The organism is Pseudomonas sp. TE4620 (assembly GCF_056279045.1).
Genome location: NZ_JBWBQO010000001.1, coordinates 297,374 through 321,844, shown reverse-complemented (window position 1 = coordinate 321,844; position 24,471 = coordinate 297,374). Strand labels below are relative to the sequence as shown.

The following is a 24,471-nucleotide window of genomic DNA, read 5'->3' as shown; positions in this document are numbered from 1 at the left end:
ATCACCACATGCAATGGGAAGTTGTCATCGGGCTGGAGATTCACACCCAGCTCGCCACCCAGTCGAAGATTTTCTCCGGCAGCGCCACCACTTTCGGCTCCGAGCCGAACACCCAGGCCAGCCTGATCGATCTGGGCATGCCCGGCGTACTGCCGGTGCTCAACCAGGAAGCGGTGCGCATGGCCTGCATGTTCGGCCTGGCCATCGATGCCGAGATCGGCCAGCACAACGTGTTCGCGCGCAAGAACTACTTCTACCCCGACCTGCCCAAGGGCTACCAGATCAGCCAGATGGAACTGCCGATCGTCGGCAAGGGCCACCTGGACATCGCCCTCGAAGACGGCACGGTCAAGCGCGTCGGCATCACCCGTGCGCACCTTGAAGAAGACGCCGGCAAGAGCCTGCACGAAGACTTCAGCGGCTCCACCGGCATCGACCTCAACCGCGCCGGCACCCCGCTGCTGGAGATCGTCTCCGAGCCGGACATGCGCAACGCCAAGGAGGCCGTGGCCTACGTCAAGGCCATCCACGCCCTGGTGCGCTACCTGGGCATCTGCGACGGCAACATGGCCGAAGGCTCGCTGCGTTGCGACTGCAACGTCTCGGTACGCCCCAAGGGCCAGGCCGAGTTCGGTACCCGCTGCGAGATCAAGAACGTCAACTCGTTCCGCTTCATCGAGCGCGCGATCAACACCGAAGTGCAGCGCCAGATCGAGCTGATCGAAGACGGCGGCCGGGTCATCCAGGAAACCCGCCTGTACGATCCGAACAAGGACGAGACCCGCTCCATGCGCAGCAAGGAGGAAGCCAACGACTACCGTTACTTCCCCGACCCGGACCTGCTGCCGGTGGTCATCGAAAGCGCCTTCCTTGAAGAGGTGCGCGCCACCTTGCCGGAACTGCCACCGCAAAAGCGTGAGCGCTTCCAGAGCCAGTTCGGCCTTTCGGCCTATGACGCCAACGTCCTGGCGACCAGCCGCGAACAGGCCGACTACTTTGAACAGGTGGTCGGTGTGTGCGGCGACGCCAAGCTTGCCGCCAACTGGGTCATGGTCGAGCTGGGCAGCCTGCTGAACAAGCTGGGCCTGGAAATCGACCAGTCGCCGGTCACTGCCGAGCACCTGGGCGGCATGCTCAAGCGCATCCTCGACAACACCATCAGCGGCAAGATTGCCAAGGTGGTGTTCGAGAAGATGGCCGCCGGCGACGGCGATGCCGACCAGATCATCGAAGCCGAGGGCCTCAAGCAGGTCACCGACAGCGGTGCGATCGAGAAGGTCCTGGACGAAGTGCTGGCCGCCAACGCCGAGCAGGTCGAGCAATACCGCGCTGCGGATGAAGCCAAGCGCGGCAAGATGTTCGGCTTCTTCGTCGGCCAGGCCATGAAAGCCTCCAAAGGCAAGGCCAACCCGCAGCAAGTGAACCAATTGCTCAAGAGCAAGCTCGAAGGGTAATCGCGTCGCCTGCTAAATCGCGGGTCAAGTCGGGTCGCCGCACCGCCGCTCCCACAGGATTGATGATAACCCTGTGGGAGCGGCGGTGCGGCGACCCGACTTGACCGGCGATGGCCACCCTACGGAGCATCTGCATACATGTGGCGTCCCCTCAGCGCACTCGCGCTTTTCACCCTGCTGGCCGGCTGCGCCAGCCACGATATCGACCCCCGCGGTTACGACAAGACCGGCACCGCCTCCTATTACGGCTCCCGTCACCACGGTAAACGCACCGCCAGTGGCGAGCCTTTCAACCAGCACGGCATGACCGCCGCCCACCGCAGCCTGCCCTTCGGCACGCGGGTCAAGGTCACCAACCTCAACAACGAACGCAGCGTCGTGGTGCGCATCAACGACCGCGGCCCGCATACCCGTGGCCGGCTGATCGACCTGTCGCGCGCCGCCGCGGATAAACTCGGGATGATCCGTAGCGGAACCGCGCGCGTACGGGTACAAAGTCTCAGCGATTGACCTGACCCCGGAGCCCGACCATTTTCGACCTGGCCGCTTTACCCACTTTCAGCCTGCTGCAATTGAGCATCGGCCTGCTGTTGCTGATCGCCGGCGCCGAACTGCTGGTGCGCGCCGCCCTGCGCCTGGCCGCCAGCCTGCAAGTGCGGCCATTGATCATCGGCCTGAGCCTGGTGGCATTCGGCAGCAGCGCGCCGCAACTGACCGTCAGCCTGCAGGCGGCCTACACCGGCGCGCCGGATGTCGCGGTCGGCAGCGTGATCGGCAGTAACATCTTCAACATCCTCGTGACCCTGGGCCTGGCCGCGCTGATCATCCCGCTGCGGGTCTCGCGCCAGCTGGTTCGCCTGGATATCCCGCTGATGATCGCCGCGAGCCTGGCGGTGTACCTGCTGGCCTTCAACGAACTGCTCGGGCGCCTGGAAGGAGCCCTGCTACTGTGTGGCCTGTTCGGCTACCTGGCGATCCTCTGGCACCAGTCCCGCCACCACGCGCGCACCTACCCGTCCCCCGGACCGCGCCCGCAGCGTGGCGGCCGGTTCTGGCTTGGTAGTGTGCTGCTGATGCTGGCCGGGCTTGGCCTGCTCAGCCTGGCCGGCCATCTGCTGCTGGAGGCAGCGGTAGAGGTGGCGCAGGACCTGGGCCTGTCAGAGCGGGTCATTGGCCTGACTGTGGTCGCGGTCTGCACCTCGCTGCCGGAACTGGCCACCTCGCTGATCGCCGCCCTGCGTGGCGAGCGGGAGATCGCCGTGGGCAACGTGATCGGCAGCAACCTGTTCAACCTGCTGGCGGTGCTCGGCCTGACCGCGTTGGTCGCCCCCGAGCCGCTGTCGATCTCGCCCAATGCCCTGGCCTTCGACCTGCCGGTGATGCTCGGGGTCGCGGTGCTGGCGCTGCCGGTGTTCTACTCCGGTTACCGGGTGACCCGCGCCGAAGGGCTGGTGTTCCTCTGCCTGTATCTGGCTTATGGTCTGCATGTGGTGGCCTTCACCACCGGCATGCCGCTGGCCAGCCGACTTGAAAAACTGATGCTGTTCTACGCATTGCCAGCACTGGGGGCGTTGCTGCTGTACACCACCCTGCGTGCCTGGCGCCGCCAACACTAAGGAAAACAACATGGGCGACAACAACAAATCCGGCGAACAGGTTCGCCGCCAGGTCATGGGCGATGCCTTCGTCGATCGCGCTTTGAGCAATGCCACCGACTTCAGCCAGCCGCTGCAGGACTTCGTCAACGAACATGCCTGGGGCAGCGTCTGGAGCCGCGAAGGCCTGCCGCTGAAAACCCGCAGCCTGATCACCCTCGCCGCCCTCACCGCACTCAAATGCCCGCAGGAGCTCAAGGGCCACGTGCGTGGCGCCCTGAACAACGGTTGTACGGTCGAGGAAATTCGCGAGGCGCTGCTGCACTGCGCGGTGTACGCCGGCGTGCCGGCAGCGGTCGATGCCTTTCGCGCCGCCCAGGAAGTGATCGACAGCTACCCGCAGAGCTGATCGATCACTTGCGCCAAGGCCGTCAGTTGCTGACGACGACGGCCTTCTGACTTTTCTTCTTCAGCCAGAACGCCACACCCAGGGTGGCGATCCAGGCCGGGATCAACATCACCGAAATGCGGATCGGCGGGGTCAGGTACATCACCACCAGAATCAGCCCGATGAACGCCAGGCACAGGTAGTTGGTCACCGGGTGGCCCCAGCTCTTGTAGAAGGTCGACTCGCCCGACGCCTGCTTGGCGCGGCGGAATTTAAGGTGGGTAATGCTGATGCTGGCCCAGTTGATCACCAGCGCCGAAACCGCCAGGGCCATCAGCAGGCCGAAGGCTTCGCCCGGCATCAGGTAGTTGATCAGCACGCACAAGCCGGTGGCCAGGGCAGAAACACCGAGGGCCGTCAGCGGCACGCCACGGCGGTTGACCTTGAGCAGTGCACGCGGCGCGTCACCCTGGCTGGCCAGACCGAACAGCATGCGGCTGTTGCAGTACACGCAGCTGTTGTACACCGACAGCGCGGCGGTCAGTACCACCACGTTGAGGATGGTCGCTACCAGGTTGCTGTCCAGGTTGTGGAAGATCATCACGAACGGGCTGCCGCCCTGCACCACCTTCTGCCACGGGTACAGCGACAGCAGCACCGCCAGGGCGCCGATGTAGAAAATCAGGATGCGATAGACCACCTGGTTGGTGGCACGCGGGATGCTGTGGCGCGGGTTGTCGGCTTCGGCAGCGGTGATACCGACCAGTTCCAGGCCGCCGAAGGAGAACATGATCACCGCCATGGCCATCAGCAAACCGCTGAAGCCGTTGGGGAAGAAGCCGCCGTACTGCCAGAGGTTGGCGACGCTGGCGTCCGGCCCGCCATTGCCGTTGGCCAGCAGCCAGGCGCCAAAGCCGATCATGCTGACGATGGCGATGACCTTGACCAAGGCGAACCAGAACTCCATTTCGCCGTAGACCTTCACCTGGGTGAGGTTGATCAGGTTGATCACCACGAAGAAGATCGCCGCCGTCGCCCAGGTCGGGAAGTCCGGCCACCAGTACTGCACGTAGATACCCACGGCCGTCAGCTCGGCCATGCCGACCAGCACATAGACCACCCAGTAGTTCCAGCCGGAAACAAAACCGGCGAACTCGTTCCAGTAGCGGTGGGCAAAGTGGCTGAAGCTGCCGGCTACCGGCTCGTCGACCACCATCTCGCCCAGCTGGCGCATGATAAAGAACGCCATCAGGCCGGCAATCGCATACCCCAGCAGCACGGCCGGACCGGCCATCTGGATGGTCTGGGCAATACCCAGGAACAGGCCGGTACCGATGGCGCCACCCAGGGCAATCAACTGGATATGGCGATTCTTCAACCCGCGCTGTAATCGCTCTGGGGGGTTCTGTTCTTGCATGAAATGTCCTTGAAGGTGGAAGGCAGTGTTGGCTTTATTGTCGGCACAGAATCTAGATCCAGCCGCCCCACTGCAAGAGGAAAATGCCGATATTCGTGGTTATGGCGGCCATCAGCGTAGTAATTACGATGATCGAGGCGGCCAGTTCATGGTTACCGTTGGCCGCGCGGGCCATCACATAACTGGCCGCGGCGGTCGGGCTGCCGATGTACAGGAACAGGATACCCAGCTCCGCGCCGCGAAAGCCGCAAAGCCAGGCCGCCAGGGTGCCGATCACCGGCAACCAGATCATCTTCACCAGGCTGGCGCTGACCGCCAGGCCACCGCTTTCGCGCAGTGACGCCAGCGACAGGGTACCGCCAATGCAGATCAATGCCAGCGGCAGGGTCATCTGCGCCAGGTAATCACCGGAGGTCAGCAACCAGTTGGGCAGCGGCACTTGCCCGTAGGCCATGGGCGTGGCGAGCAGCACGCTGATGATCAGCGGGTTGCGCAGGATACTCTTGCAGATGCTCCAGGGGTCGGACTTCATGCTCGGGCTGTACACCGCCAGCACCACCGACGACAGCGAGTTGTACAGCAGTATCACCAGGCCGGCGAGGATCGCCCCCAGCGAAATGCCGTAATCGCCATACATGCTTGCCGCCAGTGCCAGGCCGATAACCCCGTTGTTGCCGCGAAAGCCGCCCTGGGTGTAGATGCCGCGGTCTTCACGCGGGCAGCGCCACAGGGCGAAGCCCCAGGCCAGGACAAAACTGCCCAGGGTGGCGACCACGAAGAACACCAGCAGCCCGGGCTTGACCGCCGCCGTCAGGTCGGCGTGGTAGATCCCCAAAAACAGCAGAGCCGGCATGCACACGTTGAACACCAGCGACGAGGCGGTGTGGATGAAGCCATCGTTGATGGCCTTGATGCGTTTGAGCAGCACGCCCATGAACAGCATGGCGAACACCGGCGCCGTGATGTTCAGCGTCTGGATAAAGAGGGCGAGCATGCAGGGTGGTCCCGATGGCTGTCGTTAGGGGGCTAATGATACGTCAGCCACCGATTGATGAATCGTATTCCTGTGTAAGAAAAAAGAGTTGTTGACGTAGGAAATGGTTTGGATATGATCGAAACAACTGTACATACATACAGTTATTTAGGTAAATCCATGACATCTCAAAGGAGTTGAATATGTCAGGTATGCAAACTGGACTGCACGCCCAAAAGGCGCTCGCCACCACCGTGGTCGCCGACCTCGACGCCCTGTTCAGCGTCAGCGGCATCAACATTCCCGGCCCTGACGCCCGCCTGGTGCTGGTGCTCGACGGCCATCACACGATCAAATACCACCGCCTTGGCCTGGCGGCCAAACCGCCTGCCAGTGGCAAGCCGGTACTGCGCTTCGAAGGCGGCGAACACACCGCCATCGGCGACAACACCCTGCTGCGCTTCAGCCACGACAGCGCGCCGATCCCGGCCTGGAAAGTCGCCCTGCACCTGGCCAATGGCCTGAGCCTAAGCTACGGCCAGATCGTCGCCCTGGGTGGTGATTTCTATGGCATTCCCGAGCGGCCGATTGCCGATGGCGCCACAGCCGAAGAACGCGTTGAACGTTTTGCCGCCGCCTTTGATTCGCTGGCCGTGCTTCCCGCCTCCCGGGAAGAAGCCGGCAAGATCCTCGCGGTCATGCAGCGGGAAATCGCCGCCGCCAACCAGGCGATCAAAGACGGTCGCCAGCCTCATGAAGCCTACGACCAGTTGGGCGACACCCTCTCGGAAGAGTGGAACAAGATCACCGGCGGCGGCAGTTTCGTCTCGCCGATGTTCCCCCTGGGTCGCTATCTCAAGCTGGCCGCCAGCAACTGGGACCACTTCGGTGAATGGGCGCTGCTGGCGTATGTCGCCGGCCATACCGCCGCCTTGCGCCAGGCCGTGAAAGCTCGCGCCAGCGGCGATGACGGGCAGCTGGAACTGGCCTACGCGATGAACGCCTTCGCCGACCACTTCCTCACTGACCTGTTCTCCGCCGGCCACGTGCGGGTACCGCGCAAGGCGATCAAGGACAACGTCACCCCGGCCGATCTCGGCTCGCTGATCTCGCGCTTCATGCACGATGAAGACAGCAAGTACGGCCTGGTGCTGCGCAATGCCCAGGGCGATACCTGGCGCGGCTATGGCGACAAGCGCTACTTCGACAGCATCGACGTCGCCAACCGCAAACAGGTGGGCCTGGCGGTGCAGAAGTCTGCCGATGAGATCTTCCAGGCATTCGACACCGGCAACCTGCCGGCGCCGACAGCCTATGGTGCGCTGCGCATCGCCGCTGACTTGCAAGCTGCCGTGGAAGGACAGGTGCCAGGCAACTTCGCCCCACTGTTTACCCTGCGCAACGGCAAGCTGATGCGCCGCGCCGACGTCAACAACCTCAATGACCCGGCGCAGATCGACAACTGGTGGGGCTGGAGTACCTACCTGCTGCTCAAGGACTACAGCCCGAACAAACCCACCGGCTACCTCGATGCCCCTGCCAGCGCCCCGAGCATTCACGCCGACGGCTGGCAAACCCAGGTACCGAGCCAGCCCAACTGGCTGCCCGGCCATGCCGTGCGTTATGCGGTGAGCGTGGTCAACGGTTTCAACGAGTCCTACATTGGCCCGTGGAGCGACTACGCCGAACTGACCGAGCGTTTCCAACCGACCCTGACGGTGCCGCTGGATACCTCCGGCAAGTCGGTATCGCGCAATCTGTTCCGCCAGTTCCGCGGCGGCTCGCCGGAACTGATCGCCTCGCTGGATGCGGGCACCACGACCTATATCGATCAACAGCCGTGATAAGGAAATCACTCATGAGCATTACCCTGAACATTGAGCTGGCGTCGGGCCAGTCCCTCAAGGATGTACCCCTGGAGCTGCTGCGCGATGGCGTGGTGGTGGGTCGGGCCAAGCTGGCTGAAAGCGGCAAGGTGGTATTCGATGCCGCGCCCGGGGCCGGGCAACTGGCAGTGCGGGTGGATCGAACGATCCTCGGCGGCAAATAAATTGATCGCGGGGCAAGCCCGCTCCTACAGTAGGAGCGGGCTTGCCCCGCGATAGTCAATCAGCGCCGAACCGGGCGCTTTTGCAGCTTGCGCTGCAAGGTCCGCCGGTGCATGCCCAGGGCCCGGGCGGTGGCGGAGATATTGCCTTCATGTTCAGTCAGCACGCGCTGGATGTGTTCCCACTGCAGGCGGTCCACCGACATCGGGTTTTCCGGCACCAGGCTGTCGAGGTCGGCGTGCTCGGAAAGTAGCGCGGCCAGCACATCGTCGGCGTCGGCCGGCTTGCACAGGTAGTTGCAGGCACCGCGCTTGATCGCCTCGACCGCGGTGGCGATGCTCGAGTAACCGGTGAGGATCACCACGCGCATTTCCGGGTCCAGCTCCAGCAGCTTGGGCAACAGTACCAGGCCCGAATCGCCATCCATCTTCAGGTCCAGCGTGGCATAGTCCGGCACGTCGTCCTGGGCGATTTTCAGGCCCTCTTCGGCAGAACCTGCGGTGCTCACGCGAAAGCCGCGGCGACTCATGGCCCGGGCCATTACCCGGGTAAAGGTAGCGTCGTCGTCAACCAGCAGCAGGTGCGGCAGCTCTTCGCCTTCAACCTGGATTTCATCACTCATCACACATCTCCTCGCGCGTCACGCGGCAGGCGCAGCTCGGTGAGCGTACCGCCTTCTTCATGACTATAGAGTTTTACCGAGCCGCCAGCACGGGTCACGCTGGCCTTGCTCAAGAACAGGCCCAGGCCGAAGCCTTTGCCCTTGGTGGTAAAGAAGGGTTTGCCGATCGATTCGGCAATCGCTGCCGGCACGCCCGGGCCGTGGTCGCGGATGCTGATCACCATGTCCTGAGCGTCCCAGTCCAGGCGCACTTCCAGGTCGTCAGGGCAAGCATCGGCGGCATTGTTCAACAGGTTCAGCAAGGCCTGGGTGAGGTCCGGCGGCGGCGCCAGGCGCGGCACATTGCCCTGGCCCAGGCGCTGGAAGCGGTAACTGGCCTCGGGGCGCATCAGGTGCCAGCGGTTGAGCGCTTCGTCGAGCCAGAAGGTCACTTCCTGGTTCTCGACCGCCAGGCGCCGGTTGGCTTCGGCGGCACGCACCAGGTTCTGCAGGGTCTCTTTACACAACTTGACCTGGTCCTGCAGCACTGCCAGGTCTTCCTGCAGCAGCGGGTCGCTGTGGTCCTGGCGCATTTCCTTGATCAATACGCTCATGGTCGCCAGGGGCGTGCCCAGCTCATGGGCAGCGCCAGCGGCCTGGGTGGCCACGGCCAGCAGTTGCTGGTCGCGCAGGCCCTCCTCTCGGCGTTCGGCGCGCAGTTGCTCCTGGCGGCGCAGCTCTTCGGCCATCTTCGCGGCGAAGAAGGTAATCACCGCCGCTGCCAGGGCGATACTCAGCCACATGCCGTAGACCTGCATCTTCTCCCGGGCCATGGGGAAGGTCTCGAGCGGATAGAACTGCACCAGCAGCAAGCTGTAGGCGGCCAGGGCAATACCGGAGAGGATCAGCGAATAGACCCAGGGCAAGGTCACCGCGGCAATGGCCAGCGGCACCAGGTAATAGGACACGAAGGGGTTGGTCGAACCGCCCGAGTAATACAGCAAGGCACTGTGGATCAGCAGGTCACAGGCCAGCTGGAAGGCATATTCCAGCTCGGTGACCGGCAGGGTCAGGCGCAGGCGCAGGGCCGTGAACGCGCACAGCAGCATCGACAGGCCGAGGGTGATGACCAGCGACAGCCACGGCAGCGGCAGCAGTTCGGTCCAGTAAGCGACACCGACCGAGCCGGCCTGGGCGGCAAGCACCAGGATGCGGATGAAGGTCAGGCGCCAGAGGTTCTGACGGGTTGCAGACAGCATTTGTACGGGGGCGAGCATGAGCTCTCCTGATGAGTGCTCCAGGCGAATCGTCGCGAGTATACCGAAGCTGCGGCCTGGTCTGCAGTGATGCGGCAAAGCGCCACACTTTTTTACATAACAATGATGGCCATTTTGAACCTCACTACACTGTTGCCAGTCTCATGGGCCAGCGTGCACTGCTTGTGTTCAGTGCCCGCGCCACACTTTCAAGGAGTCATACATGTCGATCACCCGCAGCAGCGCCGCCCTGGCGATGGCCACCAGCTTGCTAGCCAGCCTTCCGGCCCTGGCCGATGAGGCCCCGCGCTACAACCAGATTTCGCTGCGCGCCGAAGTCAGCAAGGAAGTGGCCCGCGACCTGATGGTCGTGACCCTGTACAGCGAAGCGCAGAATACCGACCCGGGCAAGCTGGCCACTGAAATCACCGAAACCATGAACAAGGCGGTGAAACAGGCGCGCGAAGTCAAGGATGTGAAGATCAGCCAGGGCAGCCGCAACAGCTACCCGATCTACGACAACAAGGGTCAGAAGATCACCGGCTGGCGCGAACGCGCCGAGCTGCGCCTGGAAAGCGCCAACTTCCCGGCCCTGTCGCAACTCACCGGCACCCTGCTGCAGGACCTGAAAATGGGCGGCATGGACTTCTCCATCGCCCCGGCCACGCGCAAAACCAGCGAAGACGACCTGCTCAAGGATGCCGTCAACGCCTTCAAGGCCCGTGCCCAACTGGCCACCGAAGCCCTGGGCGGCAAAGGCTACAAAGTGGTCAACCTGAACCTCAACAGCAGCGGTTACCCGCATCCTTATGCCCGTAGCGCACCGATGATGATGAAAGCCGCCGGCATGGCCGCAGACGCAGCGCCCGCTCCGGAAATCGAAGCCGGCACCACCGACGTGACCATGAGTGCCGATGGCACCATTGAAGTCCAGATGCAGTAAGCCGCGTTACTTTTCTGCTGGTTCGCGGCAGTTTCGGCTGTCGCGAACCCTGTTACCTGTAGCACCTCGCGCCCCAAATTAGTGCAAAGACTGACTCGATAGTGAGACAACGTCTTCGAAACAACCTGAAACACCCCCTCGCAAACGATCAACTCCGTAAAAAATTATACGGATGCGACATTCCTGTACGTTCGTCCCACTGTTTACCGTCACCCATCCCTTTGAGTGTTGCATTGGGTATGGGGCCTGCATAAGTATCCGCAGGTCGGCTCACAAGGCCCCCTCAAATCAAAAATGACAACAATGAGGCCACCATGCTCAAACACGCGGTCATTCCGTTTCTGGTCGGCGCAGGCTTGCTAGCCGGCGCACCTTCCGCCCTTGCGGCGACTAACCTGGTGTTTTGCTCCGAAGGCAGCCCCGCAGGCTTCGACCCGGGCCAGTACACCACCGGAACCGACTTCGATGCCTCAGCCGAGACCGTCTTCAACCGCCTGAGCCAGTTCGAGCGTGGCGGCACCGCAGTGATCCCGGGCCTGGCGACCAGCTGGGACATTTCCGACGATGGCCTGACCTATACCTTCCACCTGCGCGAAGGGGTCAAGTTCCATACCACCGAATTCTTCAAGCCGACGCGCGCCTTCAATGCCGACGACGTGCTGTTCACCTTCAATCGGATGCTCGACAAGGACATGCCGTTTCGCAAGGCCTACCCTACCGAGTTCCCGTACTTCACCGACATGGGCATGGACAAGAACATCGCCAAGGTCGAAAAGCTCGACGAGCACACGGTCAAGTTCACCCTCAACGGCGTCGACGCTGCGTTCATCCAGAACCTGGCCATGAGCTTCGCCTCGATCCAGTCCGCCGAATACGCCGACCAGTTGCTCAAGCAGGGCAAGCCCGCCGACATCAACCAGAAGCCGATCGGCACCGGCCCGTTCGTGTTCAGCAAGTACCAGAAAGACGCGCAGATCCGCTTCAAGGGCAACAAGGACTACTGGAAGCCTGAGGATGTGAAGATCGACAACCTGATCTTCGCCATCACCACCGACGCCTCGGTGCGCATGCAGAAGCTGAAAAAGAACGAGTGCCAGGTCACCCTGTTCCCGCGCCCGGCCGACATCGAGCCACTTAAAAACGACCCGAACCTGAAGATGCCTGATCAGGCCGGTTTCAACCTCGGCTACATCGCCTACAACGTGATGGACAAGATCAAGGGCAGCAACGAGCCCAACCCGATGGCCCAGCTCAAGGTTCGCGAAGCGCTGGACATGGCGGTAAACAAGCAGCAGATCATCGACTCGGTGTACCAGGGCGCCGGCCAGCTGGCGGTCAACGCCATGCCGCCGACCCAGTGGTCCTACGACACCACCATCAAGGACGCCAAGTACGATCCCGAGAAGGCCAAGCAGCTGCTCAAGGAAGCCGGCATCAAGGAAGGCACCGAGATCAACCTCTGGGCCATGCCGGTGCAACGCCCGTACAACCCCAATGCCAAGCTGATGGCCGAGATGCTGCAATCGGACTGGGCCAAGATCGGCATCAAGGCCAAGATCGTCAGCTACGAGTGGGGCGAGTACATCAAGCGCTCCAAGGGCGGCGAGAACGGCGCCATGCTGATTGGCTGGAGCGGTGACAACGGTGACCCGGACAACTGGCTGGGCACCCTGTTTGGCTGCGATGCCCTGGAAGGCAACAACTTCTCCAAGTGGTGCTACAAGCCGTACGACGACCTGGTCAAGCAAGCCAAGGCCACCTCCGACCAGGCCAAGCGCACCGAGCTGTACAAGCAAGCGCAACACATCCTCAAAGAACAGGTTCCGATGACACCCATCGCTCACTCGACGGTGTATCAACCTATGCGTTCAACCGTACAGGACTTCAAGATCAGCCCGTTTGGCTTGAACTCCTTCTATGGGGTCAGCGTGACCAAATAGCAGCCATCTGGCTCGGCCCCGCGACGCCACACGGCAGCCGGGGCCGCAGCCTGATGGCCTGGCAGGTCAGCCGCTAGCGCATCGACACGGAACCGTCGCACGCCCTATCGGATACCTCCTACACACCTCTGCGTAATCGCACCTATCTGCAGCGCTTTGATGGCTCTACCGTCAAGGGTGCAGCAGAGTCGGCGCGATTCGTATGGCTGTGCGCCATGGACCGCGAAAAAAACAACAAGAGAGAAGGGATCGTCATGCGCCACACTCCAATCTATGCAGCGCTGCTGGGCTTCGGCCTGCTCGCCCAGGCCCCTGCGGGCCTGGCCAAGAACCTGGTGTTCTGCTCCGAAGGCAGCCCCGGCGGTTTTGATACCGCCCAATACACCAGCGCCACCGACAACGACGCCGCCGAGCCGATCTACAACCGCCTGGTGGAATTCGAACGTGGCGCGACCGCCGTCAAACCGGCCCTGGCAAAAAGCTGGGAGGTGTCCGACGACGGCCTGACCTACACCTTCCACCTACGCGAAGGGGTCAAGTTCCACAGCAACAAGGATTTCAACCCCAGTCGCGATTTCAACGCCGACGACGTGCTGTTCACCTTCAATCGCATGCTCGACCGCGACCACCCGTTTCGCAAGGCCTACCCCACCGAATTCCCCTACTTCGTCGGCATGAGCCTGGACAAGAACATCGCCCGCATCGAAAAGACCGCACCGATGACCGTGGTCTTTACCCTCAACAGCATCGATGCCGCCTTCGTGCAGAACCTGGCAATGAGTTTTGCCGCCGTACTCTCGGCCGAATACGCCGAGCAACTGATGACCTCCGGGCGCCCCAGCGACATCAACCAGAAGCCGATCGGCACTGGCCCGTTCGTGTTCCAGCGCTACCAGAAGGACTCGCAGATCCGCTACCGCGGCAACAAGGACTACTGGGACCCGAGCCAGGTGAAGATCGAGCAGTTGATCTTCTCGATCAATACCGACCCCTCGGTGCGCATCCAGAAGCTGCGCAAGAACGAATGCCAGGTCACCCTGCATCCACGCCCGGCCGATCTCGATGCACTCAAGAGCGACCCCAAGCTGCAGGTCATCGAAAAACCCGGCTTCAACCTCGGCTACATCGCCTACAACGTTCAGCACAAACCCTTCGACCAGCTCGAAGTACGCCAGGCCATGGACATGGCGGTGAACAAGCCGGCCATCGTCAAGGCGGTGTACCAGGAGGCCGGGCAACTGGCGGTGGGCAGCATGCCGCCGACCCAGTGGTCCTACGACGACAGCATCAAGGATGCCGGCTACAACCCGCAAAAGGCCCGCGAACTGCTCAAGGCCGCCGGGGTCAAGGAAGGCACTGAAATCACCCTCTGGGCCATGCCCGTGCAACGCCCGTACAACCCCAACGCCAAGCTGATGGCCGAAATGCTCCAGGCCGACTGGGGCAAGGTCGGCCTCAAAGTGAAAATCGTCAGCTACGAGTGGGGCGAATATCTCAAGCGCACCAAGGACGGTGAACACGACATCTCGCTGATCGGCTGGACCGGCGACAACGGCGACCCGGACAACTGGCTGGGCACCCTGTACAGCTGTGACGCGATAGGCAGCAACAACTACTCCATGTGGTGCGACCCGCAGTACGACGCGCTGGTCAAGAAAGCCAAGACCATCACCGACCGCGAGCAACGCACCCTGCTCTACCAGCAGGCGCAGCAGCGCCTCAGGCAACAGTTGCCCATCACCCCGATCGCCCACTCGACGGTCAACCAGCCGCTCAGTGCCAAGGTCGTGGATTTCAAGGTAAGCCCTTTCGGGCGCAACAACTTCTCAGGCGTCAGTACCGAATAAAAAACCGCTTTCTCCCTCGGGGGCGCGCAGCGCCTTCGCGGGCGAACTCAGCCTGAATATGCCCGATTGCCTTGCAGCAAACGATTGCAAACCCTTGTTCCAACCGGCAAGACGCCCAGCTCACAAGGCCAGGCGGTAACTAAAAAGAAGAAAAGAAAAGGGAGCTTTACCTTGAGACGAACCCAAACCGCAGTACTGGCACTGTCCCTCAGTGGTCTGTCAGCCATGGCCCAGGCCGAACCCGCCAGCCAGGACTATGTTCCGGTCAGCGTCAAAGCCACCAGCGCCCAGAGTGAAGCCAAGGGCTTCATCGAAGGCCAGAGCCTGTCCGGCTCGACCCGCAACTGGTATGGCCGCGAACGCGCCACCCGCGCACCGCTGTTCAAGTACTACAAGAGCGACGGCAGCCAGCACGACACCCACAGCCGTGACAACTGGGTGCAGGGCACCATCCTCAACTACACCTCGGGCTTTACCGAAGGTACCTTCGGCTTCAGCACCGAGGTCGCCGTCTACAACGCCATCGCCCTGGAGCGTGGCCGCGCGGCGGTGGCCGGGCCGAACAACCGCACCCTGACCCACAGCGACGGCGATGTCATCGGCCAGTGGAGCAAGATGGGCCTGGCCAACGTCAAGGCGCGGGTGTCCAACACCACCCTGACCGCCGGCCGCCAATCGATGGACACCCCGGTACTGGCCTACATCGGCAACCGCGCCTTGCCGTCGAGCTTCGAAGGTGTGAGCCTGCACAGCGAAGAATTCGACAACCTGTCGTTTGATGTCGGCACCTTCGACCGGCTCTCGAACCGGACCGAACAGGGCACCAGCAAATTCGTTGCCGAGTACGGTGATCGCGCCTTTTCAGCCGATCACGTCAACATTGCCGGTGTGAACTACCAGCCGCTGAAAAGCCTGAAAACCAGCTTCTACGTGTCCAACGTCGAAGACCTGTGGAACCAGTACTACTTCGGCGCCAGCCATGAGCTGGGCGACAGCGCGGTGCTGAGCCTGACCACCGGCCTGAACTACTACAAGACCAAGGATGAAGGCCAAAGCAAGCTTGGCAATATCGACAACGACACCTACAGCCTGTCGTTCGGCCTGACCCACCAGGCCCACAACCTGACCTTCTCCTACCAGCAGGTCAACGGTAACGAGTACTTCGACTACCTGCACGACACCAACGCGATCTTCCTGGCCAACTCCCTGCTTTCGGACTTCAACGGCCCGAACGAAAAATCGATGCAGATCGCCTACGTGCTGAACATGGCCCAGTACGGCGTGCCGGGCCTCAAGTTCAACCTCTATAACGCGCGCGGCTGGGGCATCGACGGCACCCACTACACCGGCAGCGGCTACGACGTGCGTGGCCTGGACGGCGAGAACCACTACGAGTGGGGCATCGGCACCACCTATGCGGTGCAGAGCGGCTCGCTCAAGGACACCACCATTCGTGCCACCTACACCGCGCACCGGGCCAGCAAGGCCCAGATCGACGGTAGCCTGGACGAGCTGCGGATTGTCACCACCATTCCCTTCAACTTCCTCTAGAACGCGGTTTCCCGGTCGGTTCGCCGAATCGGCCGGGACGGCTACTCTGGTTAATCGATTGCAGGAGGTTTCATGAAACTGCTACCGCTACAGGCTGCCCTGGCAGCCGTCCTGTTGAGTACTGCGGCGGGCCTCTCAGCCAAGCCGCTGGTGGTGTGTACCGAGGCCAGCCCGGAAGGCTTCGATATCGTCCAGTACACCACCGCCGTAACCGCCGACGCCTCGGCCGAGGCCATCTTCAACCGCCTGGTCGACTTCCGCCCGGGCACCACCGATATCCAGCCGGCCCTGGCCGAGCGCTGGGACATCAGCGATGACGGCCTGACCTACACCTTCCACTTGCGCGAAGGGGTCAAGTTCCACACCACCGACTATTTCACCCCTACCCGCGAGATGAATGCCGACGACGTGCTGTGGAGTTTCCGACGACAGCTGGACCCTAATCACCCGTGGCACAACAAGACCAGCATCGGTTTCCCCTACTTCGAGAGCATGGGTTTCAAGGACCTGCTCAAAAGCGTCGAGAAGACCGACGAGCACACTGTGGTCTTCACCCTGACCCGGCCCGAAGCGCCTTTTTTGCGTGACCTGGCCATGGCCTTCACCTCGATCTACTCCGCCGAATACGGCGACCAGTTGCTCAAGGCCAACAAGACCGGCGACCTCAACAACAAGCCGATCGGCACCGGCCCGTTCATCTTCCAGCGCTACAACAAGGACGCCCAGGTGCGCTACAAGGCCAACCCGGACTACTTCCGTGGCAAGCCACCGGCCGACGCGCTGATCTTCGCCATTGCCAACGACAACAACGTGCGCCTGCAAAAGCTCAAGGCCAACGAGTGCCAGGTGGCGCTGTACCCCAAGCCCGATGACATCCCCAGCATCAAGGCCGACCCCAAATTGAAAGTGGCCGAGATGGAAGCGCTGACCACCGGCTACATCTCGCTCAACACCGAACACAAGTACCTGAGCGATGTGCGCGTGCGCAAAGCCATCAACATCGCCTTCGACCGCCAGACCCACGTCGACCAGCTGTTCGGCAAGGGCAACGCACTGGTCGCGGTCAACCCTTACCCGCCGAGCATGATCGGCTACAACACCGACAACCAGAACCCGCCCCGTGACCTCGACAAGGCCCGCGCCCTGCTCAAGGAAGCCGGCGTGCCCGAAGGCACGGTGCTGACCCTGTTCACCCGCAACGGCGGCGGCCCGACCAACCCCAACCCGCGCCTGAGCGCTGAAATGCTTCAGGCGGACCTGGCCAGGATCGGCCTGACCGTCGATATCCGCGTGATGGAATGGGCCGAGATGCTGCGCCGGGCCAAGAAGGGCGAAGCCGACATGGTCTCGACCGGCTGGGCCAGCGACAACGGCGACCCGGACAACTTCCTCAGCCCGCTGCTTAGTTGCGACGCGGTGAAAAGCGGCGAGAACTATGCGCGCTGGTGCAATCAAACCTTCCAGCAGTTGATCACCAAGGCCCGCGAGGTTACCGACAACAATGAGCGTGCAGCGCTCTATGTAAAGGCCCTGGCGGTGTACGATGAAGATCAACCGTGGATCAGCATGGCCCATCCGCAAATGTTTACCGCCATGCGCAACAACGTTGAGGGGTACCACATCAACCCCCTCACCAATAACAACTTCGCCACTACCCAGGTGAAGTAGAACAAGAACGACCGCCGGCGCCCCACCCGGGTGCCGGCGGGCATGCCTGACCGGCTGATGAGGTACTCCTGAAGATGTTTAGTTTTATTGCCCGGCGACTGGGATTGCTGATCCCGACCTTCTTCGGCATCACCTTGCTGACGTTTGCGCTCATACGGCTGATACCCGGCGATCCGGTTGAAGTCATGATGGGCGAACGGCGGGTCGACCCGGAAATGCACGCCCAGGCCATGGAGCGACTGGGCCTGAACAAACCGCTGCCCGAACAGTACCTGGACTACGTCAGCAAGCTCGCCCAGGGTGACCTCGGCGAATCGCTGCGCACCCGCGAAAGCGTCTGGACCGAGTTCCTCGCACTGTTCCCGGCAACCCTGGAACTGGCCATGGCGGCGCTGTTTTTTGCCGGGGTGATCGGCCTGCTGGCCGGGGTCATCGCCGCGCTCAAGCGTGGCTCATTGTTCGATCATGGGGTCATGGGTATCTCCCTTGCCGGCTACTCGATGCCGATCTTCTGGTGGGGCCTGATCCTGATCATGTTCTTCTCCGTGAGCCTGGGCTGGACCCCGGTGTCCGGGCGCATCGACCTGCTCTACGACATCGAGCCGAAAACCGGCTTCATGCTCATCGACACCCTGCTCAGCGACGAAGAAGGCGCCTTCAATGATGCATTGATGCACCTGATCCTGCCGGCCATTGTCCTGGGCACCATTCCGCTGGCGGTGATCGCGCGCATGACCCGCTCCTCGATGCTCGAAGTGCTGCGCGAAGACTACATCCGCACCGCCCGCGCCAAGGGCCTGTCGCCGGCCCGGGTGGTGTTCGTGCACGGCCTGCGCAACGCGCTGATCCCGGTACTGACGGTGTTCGGCCTGCAGGTCGGCACCCTGCTCGCCGGTGCGGTACTGACCGAAACCATTTTTTCCTGGCCGGGCATCGGCAAGTGGCTGATCGAAGCCATCGGCGCCCGTGATTACCCCGTGGTACAGAACGGCATCCTGTTGATTGCCTGCCTGGTGATCCTGGTCAACTTCGTCGTGGACATCCTCTACGGCCTGGCCAACCCACGCATCCGTCATCAGCGCTGAGGGCCTCGTCATGACTACCCCACTTGCAAAATCTGTCACCACCCCGGCCACCGCTGTCGACCAGAGCCTGCTTTACCCCTCGCCGTACAAGGAGTTCTGGCAGGCCTTTTCACGCAACAAGGGCGCGGTCGCCGGGCTGATGTTCATGAGCCTGATCGTGTTCTGCGCACTGTTCGCCCCCTGGGTGGCGCCGCACAGCCCCAGCGAGCAGTACCGTGATTTTCTGCTGACCCCGCCGGTGTGGCTGGAAGGCGGCAACTGGCAGTTCATCCTCGGCACCGACGAGCTCGGCCGCGACCTGCTTTCGCGGCTGATCCAGGGCTCGCGGCTGTCGCTGCTGATCGGCCTGTCATCGGTGGTGATCTCGCTGATTCCGGGGATCTTCCTCGGCCTGTTGGCCGGGTTCTTTCCGCGCATCCTCGGCCCGTCGATCATGCGCCTGATGGACGTGATGCTGGCCCTGCCCTCGCTGCTGCTGGCCGTGGCGATTGTCGCCATCCTCGGCCCTGGCCTGATCAACACCGTGATCGCCATCGCCATCGTCTCGCTGCCGTCCTATGTGCGCCTGACCCGCGCCGCGGTGATGGGCGAACTGAACCGCGACTACGTCACCGCCGCGCGCCTGGCCGGTGCCAGCCTGCCCCGGCTGATGTTCGTCACCGTGCTGCCCAACTGCATGGCGCCGCTGATCGTGCAGGCCACCCTGAGTTTCTCCTCGGCAATCCTCGACGCCGCCGCCCTGGGCTTTCTCGGCCTTGGCGTGCAGCCGCCAACCCCCGAGTGGGGCACCATGCTGGCCTCGGCCCGCGACTACATCGAACGCGCCTGGTGGGTAGTGAGCCTGCCTGGCCTGACCATTTTGCTCAGCGTGCTGGCAATCAACCTGATGGGTGACGGACTGCGCGACGCGCTGGACCCGAAACTCAAGAATGCCGCCTGAGGAGATCGCCATGTCACTTCTGCAAATCAACAATCTGAACGTGCGCTTTGGCGACGCCAATGCGGTACCGGTGGTCGATGGACTGGACCTGACGGTCGATGAAGGTGAGGTCCTGGCCATCGTCGGCGAGTCGGGCTCCGGTAAATCGGTGACCATGATGGCGCTGATGGGCCTGATCGACGCCCCCGGGCGCATCACCGCCGATGCCCTGACCTTCGATGGCACCAACATGCTCAAGCTCAGCGGCCGGCAACGGCGCAAGGTGGTTGGCAAGGATATGGCCATGGTCTTCCAGGACCCGATGACCGCCCTCAACCCCAGCTACACCGTAGGCTTCCAGATCGAGGAAGTGCTGCGCCAGCACCTTGGCCTGCGCGGCAAGGCGGCCCGCCAGCGTGCCCTGGAACTGCTCAAGAAGGTTGAAATCCCCGGCGCCGAAAGCCGCCTGGACGCCTACCCGCACCAGCTTTCCGGTGGCATGAGCCAACGGGTGGCGATCGCCATGGCGATTGCCGGCGAACCCAAGCTGCTGATCGCCGACGAACCGACCACCGCCCTCGACGTGACCATCCAGGCGCAGATCATGGAGCTGCTGCTGAACCTGCAAAAAGAGCAGAACATGGCGCTGATCCTGATCACCCACGACCTCGCCGTGGTCGCCGAAACCGCCAAGCGGGTGTGCGTGATGTACGCCGGCCAAGCGGTGGAAGTCGGCCAGGTGCCGGAACTGTTCGACGTCCCCGCCCACCCCTACAGCGAAGCACTGCTGGCGGCGATTCCCGAGCACAGCGAAGGCGCCGAGCGCCTGGCGACCCTGCCGGGCATCGTCCCCGGCCGCTATGACCGTCCTCAAGGTTGCCTGCTGTCGCCGCGCTGCCCTTACGTGCAGGAAAACTGCCGCCGGCAACGACCGACCCTCGATCCCCAGGCCCATAGCCAGGTGCGTTGTTTCTACCCGCTGAACCAGGAGGTGGCGTAATGACCGTCGTCCTTACCGCCCGTGAACTGACCCGTCACTATGAAGTTTCCCGCGGCCTGTTCAAGGGCCATGCCCTGGTGCGCGCACTCAACGGCGTGTCGTTCGAACTGGAAGCCGGCAAGACCCTGGCCGTGGTCGGCGAGTCCGGCTGTGGCAAGTCGACCCTGGCCCGGGCCCTGACCCTGATCGAAGAGCCCTCGTCCGGCTCGCTGAAGATCGCCGGCCAGGAAGTCGCCGGGGCCAACAAGGCCGAGCGCAAGCAATTGCGCAAGGACGTGCAGATGGTCTTCCAGAGCCCGTACGCCTCGCTAAACCCGCGACAGAAGATCGGCGACCAGCTGGGTGAGCCGCTGCTGATCAACACCAACCTGACCCGCGCCGAGCGGCGCGAGAAGGTCCAGGCGATGATGCAACAGGTCGGCCTGCGCCCCGAGCATTACCAGCGCTACCCGCACATGTTTTCCGGTGGCCAGCGCCAGCGCATCGCCCTGGCCCGGGCGATGATGCTGCAACCGAAAGTACTGGTGGCCGATGAGCCGACGTCGGCCCTCGACGTATCGATCCAGGCCCAGGTGCTGAACCTGTTCATGGACCTGCAGAAGGAGTTCAACACTGCCTACGTGTTCATCTCCCACAACCTCGCGGTAGTGCGCCACGTGGCAGACCAGGTGCTGGTGATGTACCTGGGCCGGCCGGCGGAAATGGGCCCCAAGGAGGACATCTACAGCAAGCCGCTGCACCCTTACACCCAGGCTTTGCTGTCGGCCACGCCGACCATTCATCCGGACCCGCTGAAGCCGAAGATCAAGATTTCCGGCGAGCTGCCCAACCCGCTGAACCCGCCGCCTGGCTGTGCCTTCCACAAACGCTGCCCGTATGCCACCGAGCGCTGTGCTGCCGAGGAACCGGCGTTCAGGCAGGTGGGGACGCGGCAGGTGGCGTGCCATTACGCCGAGCAGTTCCTGTAACCGCATCGCGGGTCGAGCCCGCTCCCACAGCGCACGCGGGTCAAGTCGAGGCGTCGCACCGCCGCTCCCACAGCGCACTGTGTGGGAGCGGCGGTGCGACGCCTCGACTTGACCCGCGATTGGCCCCTCCATCACTATCCAGCAATGACCCCAGACCCTATCCCCGACGGCCCGGAGCAAACCCCGGAAACCGCCGCCACCGTCCTGCGCTACCACCTGTGCTGGAAGCATCGCGACCTCGACGGGGTCATGGCCTTGTATCACCCCGATATCCAGTACAACGACTATTTCCAGAACCGCGTCCTGCACCTCGATGAGCTGCGCGAATACGTGCGAGTGAGCATGCCCCGCGAAGCCGGTGAAGACATCGTCCACAGCGACCGCATCCGCGTCGATGGCTGCACCGCCTTCATCCAGTACCAGGTCACCCTGCGCGGTGGCGAAGGCCTGGTGGCGTTCCAGGCCAGCGAAGCGATCACCGTGCGCGACGGCCTGATCTGGCGGGTCAACGAGTACGCCTCGCTGGTCCGCGCGCCCAGCCAGGACACTGGCCACAATGACCTGCGCCCGGCCGCCAGCCGCCTGGGCCTGTCACCACGCCAACTGAGCTTCATGGCCCAGGACCTGGAGCAGTACTTCCAGCGCCAGCAGCCCTACCTCGACCCGGAGCTCGACCTGCAACGGGTGGCCCGCGAAAGCGGCTACAGCCGCAACCAGATCTCCTACCTGCTCAACCAGGTGCTCGGCCAGAGCTTCTACCGCTACGTCAACCAGGCACGCCTGCAGCACCTGCTCACCAGCCTCGGCGCCACCGCCACGGTTGCACGCATCGACGAGCTGGCCTTTGCTGCCGGTTTCAATTCGCTGTCGGCGTTCTACAAAAGTTTCCGCCAGCACACCGGCCTGTCGCCCAAGGCCTACGTGAAGCAGAATTCTCTGCGTGCACGCACGTAAGACACAGCGCCCCGCAAGCTTCTAGGATCGCCACAGACCGTTACCGATGTGGAGCCGAACAATGCTGGCATGGCGCAGTATCAGCCTGTGGATGGACCAACTCGATGAGCCGTTGAGCGCACGCCCGGCGCTGCAACAGGACCTGGACGTCGACGTCTGCATCATCGGCGCCGGCTACACCGGGCTGTGGACCGCCTACTACCTCAAGCGCCTGGCACCACAGCTGAACATCGCCATCGTCGAAGCGCAGATTGCAGGCTTCGGCGCCTCCGGACGCAATGGCGGCTGGCTGATGGGCAACCTGCTCGGTGAAGACCGCCTGCTCGCCGGCAGCACGCCCGAGCAGCGGCGCGCCGCCTATGACCTGTTGCACGGCATTCCCGATGAAGTGGCCCAGGTGCTCGAACGCGAAGGCATCGACTGCGACTACCGCAAGGGCGGCGTGCTGTACTGCGCCGCGCGCTACCCCGAGCAGGAAACCAGCCTGCGCGCGTATCTGAACAAGCTCTACAAGCAGGGCCTGAACGAAGCCGACTACCGCTGGCTAAGCCCCGATGAGCTGGCATCGCAGTTGCGTATCAGCCGCCCCTATGGCGCGATCTTCAACCCCAATGTCGCCACAATCCAGCCGGCCAAACTGGTGCGCGGCCTGGCCCGCACGGTAGAGGCCATGGGTGTGAAGCTCTATGAGAACAGCCCCGTAACCCAGTGGCGCGCCGGTGAAGCACGCACCTTGCAGGCACGGATCAAATGCCAGTGGCTGGTGCCAGCAGTCGAAGGCTACTCGGTCAACCTGCCGCCGCTGGGGCGCTACCAGATGCCGGTGCAAAGCCTGCTGGTGGCCACCGAGCCACTGCCCGAACAGGTCTGGGAGCAGATCGGCCTCAACCATGGCCAGGCCTTCAGCGAGAACAGCCGCCAGGTCACCTATGGCCAGCGCAGCCTGGACAACCGCCTGGTGTTCGGCGCCCGCGGCGGCTATCGCTTTGCCGGCCGCCTGCGCGACAACTTCGACCTCACCGACAGCGAAATCGAACTGCGCCGCTACCTGTTCGGCGAGTTGTTCCCGCAGTTGCAGAAGGTCAGGATCACCCACGCCTGGGGCGGCAACCTGGGTATGGCCCGGCGCTTTCAGCCGCACATGTTCTGCGACCGCAAACAGGGCATCGCCCTGGCCGGCGGCTATGGCGGCGAAGGCGTTGGCGCCAGCAACCTCGGCGGGCGGACCCTGGCCGAGCTGATCCTCGAGCGGCGCAGCCCGCTCACCGAGCAGCCCTGGGCCAGCCACGACCGCGCCCTGCACAGCCTGCCCGGCTGGGAGCCGGAACCCTGCCGCTGGCTGGGCTACAACGCGATCATCAAGAGTTTCGTCCATGAAGACCAGACCCTCGCCAACCCGGCCAGCGCCCCCTGGCGCCGACGCCTGGCCAGCGGCGTAGCGGACTTCATGGAAGGTTTCATGCGCTGACTTTTTGAACCCCCTGCACAGGATCCACCGCTATGAGCATTACCCAGTTCAAGAACACCGACAGTGTCACCCTGGCCGAATCCAACCCGGTGGCGGTGCCACTCGGCGAGCCGGTCTCGATCGCCTCGGTCACCAGCGTCGAGCGCAGCGACGGCGTCGAAACCGGCATCTGGGAATGCACCCCGGGGCGCTGGCGCCGGCAAATCGTCCAGCAGGAGTTCTGCCACTTCATCAAGGGCCGTTGCACCTTCACCCCGGATGGCGGCGAGCCGCTGACCATCGAAGCCGGCGACGCGATCATGCTGCCGGCCAACAGCACCGGCACCTGGGACATCCAGGAGACCGTGCGCAAAACCTATGTGCTGATTTTCTGATCATTTGATCGCCTGCCTCCTT

Annotated in this window: 22 protein-coding genes; 18 read left to right on the top strand and 4 right to left on the bottom strand. The window is 63.0% G+C overall.

Translation table 11 applies throughout. The features are described from left to right. The first annotated feature begins 8 nt into the window (after positions 1-8). The 4 genes from gatB (at position 9) to ACZ9A3_RS01525 (ending at position 3,458) form a co-directional block, all read left to right on the top strand. Positions 9-1,454 (top strand): Asp-tRNA(Asn)/Glu-tRNA(Gln) amidotransferase subunit GatB, encoded by a 1,446-nt coding sequence (gene gatB / locus ACZ9A3_RS01540; RefSeq protein ID WP_045196301.1) that lies wholly within the window; start codon positions 9-11, stop codon positions 1,452-1,454. 138 nt (positions 1,455-1,592) lie between these two features. Further along, positions 1,593-1,964 (top strand): septal ring lytic transglycosylase RlpA family protein, encoded by a 372-nt coding sequence (locus ACZ9A3_RS01535; RefSeq protein ID WP_093388150.1) that lies wholly within the window; start codon positions 1,593-1,595, stop codon positions 1,962-1,964. Positions 1,965-2,026: 62 nt separating this feature from the next. Next, positions 2,027-3,070, top strand: a complete 1,044-nt coding sequence (locus tag ACZ9A3_RS01530; RefSeq protein ID WP_045196297.1) for a calcium/sodium antiporter — start codon at positions 2,027-2,029, stop codon at positions 3,068-3,070. Positions 3,071-3,080: 10 nt separating this feature from the next. After that, positions 3,081-3,458 (top strand): carboxymuconolactone decarboxylase family protein, encoded by a 378-nt coding sequence (locus ACZ9A3_RS01525; RefSeq protein WP_045196295.1) that lies wholly within the window; start codon positions 3,081-3,083, stop codon positions 3,456-3,458. Positions 3,459-3,480: 22 nt separating this feature from the next. On the opposite strand, the gene ACZ9A3_RS01520 is transcribed toward ACZ9A3_RS01525, so the two are convergent. Further along, positions 3,481-4,854, bottom strand: coding sequence for an amino acid permease (locus ACZ9A3_RS01520; protein ID WP_476252066.1), 1,374 nt, complete (start codon positions 4,852-4,854; stop codon positions 3,481-3,483). A gap of 52 nt (positions 4,855-4,906) precedes the next feature. Continuing rightward, positions 4,907-5,848, bottom strand: a complete 942-nt coding sequence (locus tag ACZ9A3_RS01515) for an AEC family transporter (RefSeq protein WP_476252065.1) — start codon at positions 5,846-5,848, stop codon at positions 4,907-4,909. 182 nt (positions 5,849-6,030) lie between these two features. Between ACZ9A3_RS01515 and ACZ9A3_RS01510 the strand changes: the two genes are divergently transcribed. Next, complete coding sequence (locus ACZ9A3_RS01510; RefSeq protein WP_213602340.1) at positions 6,031-7,671, top strand: phospholipase; 1,641 nt, start codon at positions 6,031-6,033, stop codon at positions 7,669-7,671. A 14-nt stretch (positions 7,672-7,685) separates the two neighbouring features. Further along, on the top strand, positions 7,686-7,877 hold the full coding sequence (locus ACZ9A3_RS01505; RefSeq protein ID WP_213602342.1) for a hypothetical protein: 192 nt from the start codon (positions 7,686-7,688) through the stop codon (positions 7,875-7,877). Between the two features lie 59 nt (positions 7,878-7,936). Here ACZ9A3_RS01505 and ACZ9A3_RS01500 read toward each other — a convergent pair whose 3' ends face one another. Continuing rightward, positions 7,937-8,497, bottom strand: coding sequence for a response regulator transcription factor (locus ACZ9A3_RS01500; RefSeq protein ID WP_010223415.1), 561 nt, complete (start codon positions 8,495-8,497; stop codon positions 7,937-7,939). After that, positions 8,497-9,753: an ATP-binding protein gene (locus ACZ9A3_RS01495; RefSeq protein WP_045196284.1), complete on the bottom strand. Its 1,257-nt coding sequence runs from the start codon at positions 9,751-9,753 to the stop codon at positions 8,497-8,499. Before ACZ9A3_RS01495 ends, ACZ9A3_RS01500 begins: the two co-directional genes overlap by 1 nt. A gap of 202 nt (positions 9,754-9,955) precedes the next feature. Between ACZ9A3_RS01495 and ACZ9A3_RS01490 the strand changes: the two genes are divergently transcribed. The 12 genes from ACZ9A3_RS01490 (at position 9,956) to ACZ9A3_RS01435 (ending at position 24,449) form a co-directional block, all read left to right on the top strand. Further along, positions 9,956-10,675 (top strand): SIMPL domain-containing protein, encoded by a 720-nt coding sequence (locus ACZ9A3_RS01490; protein ID WP_093388139.1) that lies wholly within the window; start codon positions 9,956-9,958, stop codon positions 10,673-10,675. A gap of 314 nt (positions 10,676-10,989) precedes the next feature. Further along, positions 10,990-12,615 carry an ABC transporter substrate-binding protein gene (locus ACZ9A3_RS01485; RefSeq protein ID WP_045196280.1) on the top strand — a complete coding sequence of 542 codons (1,626 nt, stop codon included), beginning with the start codon at positions 10,990-10,992 and terminating at the stop codon, positions 12,613-12,615. Between the two features lie 254 nt (positions 12,616-12,869). Then, complete coding sequence (locus ACZ9A3_RS01480) at positions 12,870-14,462, top strand: ABC transporter substrate-binding protein (protein ID WP_093388229.1); 1,593 nt, start codon at positions 12,870-12,872, stop codon at positions 14,460-14,462. Between the two features lie 225 nt (positions 14,463-14,687). Then, positions 14,688-16,013, top strand: coding sequence for an OprD family porin (locus ACZ9A3_RS01475; RefSeq protein WP_093388136.1), 1,326 nt, complete (start codon positions 14,688-14,690; stop codon positions 16,011-16,013). A gap of 72 nt (positions 16,014-16,085) precedes the next feature. Next, positions 16,086-17,681 (top strand): ABC transporter substrate-binding protein, encoded by a 1,596-nt coding sequence (locus ACZ9A3_RS01470; protein ID WP_045196276.1) that lies wholly within the window; start codon positions 16,086-16,088, stop codon positions 17,679-17,681. A gap of 74 nt (positions 17,682-17,755) precedes the next feature. After that, positions 17,756-18,766 (top strand): ABC transporter permease subunit, encoded by a 1,011-nt coding sequence (locus ACZ9A3_RS01465; RefSeq protein WP_476252064.1) that lies wholly within the window; start codon positions 17,756-17,758, stop codon positions 18,764-18,766. 10 nt (positions 18,767-18,776) lie between these two features. After that, complete coding sequence (locus ACZ9A3_RS01460; protein ID WP_045196274.1) at positions 18,777-19,706, top strand: ABC transporter permease subunit; 930 nt, start codon at positions 18,777-18,779, stop codon at positions 19,704-19,706. 10 nt (positions 19,707-19,716) lie between these two features. Beyond that, positions 19,717-20,685 carry an ABC transporter ATP-binding protein gene (locus ACZ9A3_RS01455; RefSeq protein WP_045196592.1) on the top strand — a complete coding sequence of 323 codons (969 nt, stop codon included), beginning with the start codon at positions 19,717-19,719 and terminating at the stop codon, positions 20,683-20,685. Continuing rightward, positions 20,685-21,653 carry a peptide ABC transporter ATP-binding protein gene (locus ACZ9A3_RS01450; protein ID WP_045196272.1) on the top strand — a complete coding sequence of 323 codons (969 nt, stop codon included), beginning with the start codon at positions 20,685-20,687 and terminating at the stop codon, positions 21,651-21,653. Before ACZ9A3_RS01455 ends, ACZ9A3_RS01450 begins: the two co-directional genes overlap by 1 nt. Positions 21,654-21,797: 144 nt before the next feature. After that, positions 21,798-22,607, top strand: coding sequence for an AraC family transcriptional regulator (locus ACZ9A3_RS01445; protein ID WP_093388127.1), 810 nt, complete (start codon positions 21,798-21,800; stop codon positions 22,605-22,607). Between the two features lie 61 nt (positions 22,608-22,668). After that, positions 22,669-24,075 carry an NAD(P)/FAD-dependent oxidoreductase gene (locus ACZ9A3_RS01440; RefSeq protein ID WP_476252063.1) on the top strand — a complete coding sequence of 469 codons (1,407 nt, stop codon included), beginning with the start codon at positions 22,669-22,671 and terminating at the stop codon, positions 24,073-24,075. A 32-nt stretch (positions 24,076-24,107) separates the two neighbouring features. Beyond that, on the top strand, positions 24,108-24,449 hold the full coding sequence (locus ACZ9A3_RS01435) for a cupin domain-containing protein (protein ID WP_045196265.1): 342 nt from the start codon (positions 24,108-24,110) through the stop codon (positions 24,447-24,449). Positions 24,450-24,471 lie beyond the last annotated feature (22 nt).

What these genes read in the sequence shown, in the direction of transcription:
- ACZ9A3_RS01515 (WP_476252065.1), bottom strand. Translation starts at nt 5,848, where the DNA reads ATGCTCGCCCTCTTTATCCAGACGCTGAACATCACGGCGCCGGTGTTC.
- ACZ9A3_RS01475 (WP_093388136.1), top strand. Translation starts at nt 14,688, where the DNA reads ATGGCCCAGGCCGAACCCGCCAGCCAGGACTATGTTCCGGTCAGCGTC.
- ACZ9A3_RS01490 (WP_093388139.1), top strand. Translation starts at nt 9,956, where the DNA reads ATGTCGATCACCCGCAGCAGCGCCGCCCTGGCGATGGCCACCAGCTTG.
- ACZ9A3_RS01470 (WP_045196276.1), top strand. Translation starts at nt 16,086, where the DNA reads ATGAAACTGCTACCGCTACAGGCTGCCCTGGCAGCCGTCCTGTTGAGT.
- ACZ9A3_RS01525 (WP_045196295.1), top strand. Translation starts at nt 3,081, where the DNA reads ATGGGCGACAACAACAAATCCGGCGAACAGGTTCGCCGCCAGGTCATG.
- gatB (WP_045196301.1), top strand. Translation starts at nt 9, where the DNA reads ATGCAATGGGAAGTTGTCATCGGGCTGGAGATTCACACCCAGCTCGCC.
- ACZ9A3_RS01500 (WP_010223415.1), bottom strand. Translation starts at nt 8,497, where the DNA reads ATGAGTGATGAAATCCAGGTTGAAGGCGAAGAGCTGCCGCACCTGCTG.
- ACZ9A3_RS01440 (WP_476252063.1), top strand. Translation starts at nt 22,669, where the DNA reads ATGCTGGCATGGCGCAGTATCAGCCTGTGGATGGACCAACTCGATGAG.
- ACZ9A3_RS01535 (WP_093388150.1), top strand. Translation starts at nt 1,593, where the DNA reads ATGTGGCGTCCCCTCAGCGCACTCGCGCTTTTCACCCTGCTGGCCGGC.
- ACZ9A3_RS01520 (WP_476252066.1), bottom strand. Translation starts at nt 4,854, where the DNA reads ATGCAAGAACAGAACCCCCCAGAGCGATTACAGCGCGGGTTGAAGAAT.
- ACZ9A3_RS01480 (WP_093388229.1), top strand. Translation starts at nt 12,870, where the DNA reads ATGCGCCACACTCCAATCTATGCAGCGCTGCTGGGCTTCGGCCTGCTC.
- ACZ9A3_RS01485 (WP_045196280.1), top strand. Translation starts at nt 10,990, where the DNA reads ATGCTCAAACACGCGGTCATTCCGTTTCTGGTCGGCGCAGGCTTGCTA.
- ACZ9A3_RS01450 (WP_045196272.1), top strand. Translation starts at nt 20,685, where the DNA reads ATGACCGTCGTCCTTACCGCCCGTGAACTGACCCGTCACTATGAAGTT.
- ACZ9A3_RS01465 (WP_476252064.1), top strand. Translation starts at nt 17,756, where the DNA reads ATGTTTAGTTTTATTGCCCGGCGACTGGGATTGCTGATCCCGACCTTC.
- ACZ9A3_RS01445 (WP_093388127.1), top strand. Translation starts at nt 21,798, where the DNA reads ATGACCCCAGACCCTATCCCCGACGGCCCGGAGCAAACCCCGGAAACC.
- ACZ9A3_RS01495 (WP_045196284.1), bottom strand. Translation starts at nt 9,753, where the DNA reads ATGCTCGCCCCCGTACAAATGCTGTCTGCAACCCGTCAGAACCTCTGG.
- ACZ9A3_RS01455 (WP_045196592.1), top strand. Translation starts at nt 19,717, where the DNA reads ATGTCACTTCTGCAAATCAACAATCTGAACGTGCGCTTTGGCGACGCC.
- ACZ9A3_RS01435 (WP_045196265.1), top strand. Translation starts at nt 24,108, where the DNA reads ATGAGCATTACCCAGTTCAAGAACACCGACAGTGTCACCCTGGCCGAA.
- ACZ9A3_RS01510 (WP_213602340.1), top strand. Translation starts at nt 6,031, where the DNA reads ATGTCAGGTATGCAAACTGGACTGCACGCCCAAAAGGCGCTCGCCACC.
- ACZ9A3_RS01460 (WP_045196274.1), top strand. Translation starts at nt 18,777, where the DNA reads ATGACTACCCCACTTGCAAAATCTGTCACCACCCCGGCCACCGCTGTC.
- ACZ9A3_RS01505 (WP_213602342.1), top strand. Translation starts at nt 7,686, where the DNA reads ATGAGCATTACCCTGAACATTGAGCTGGCGTCGGGCCAGTCCCTCAAG.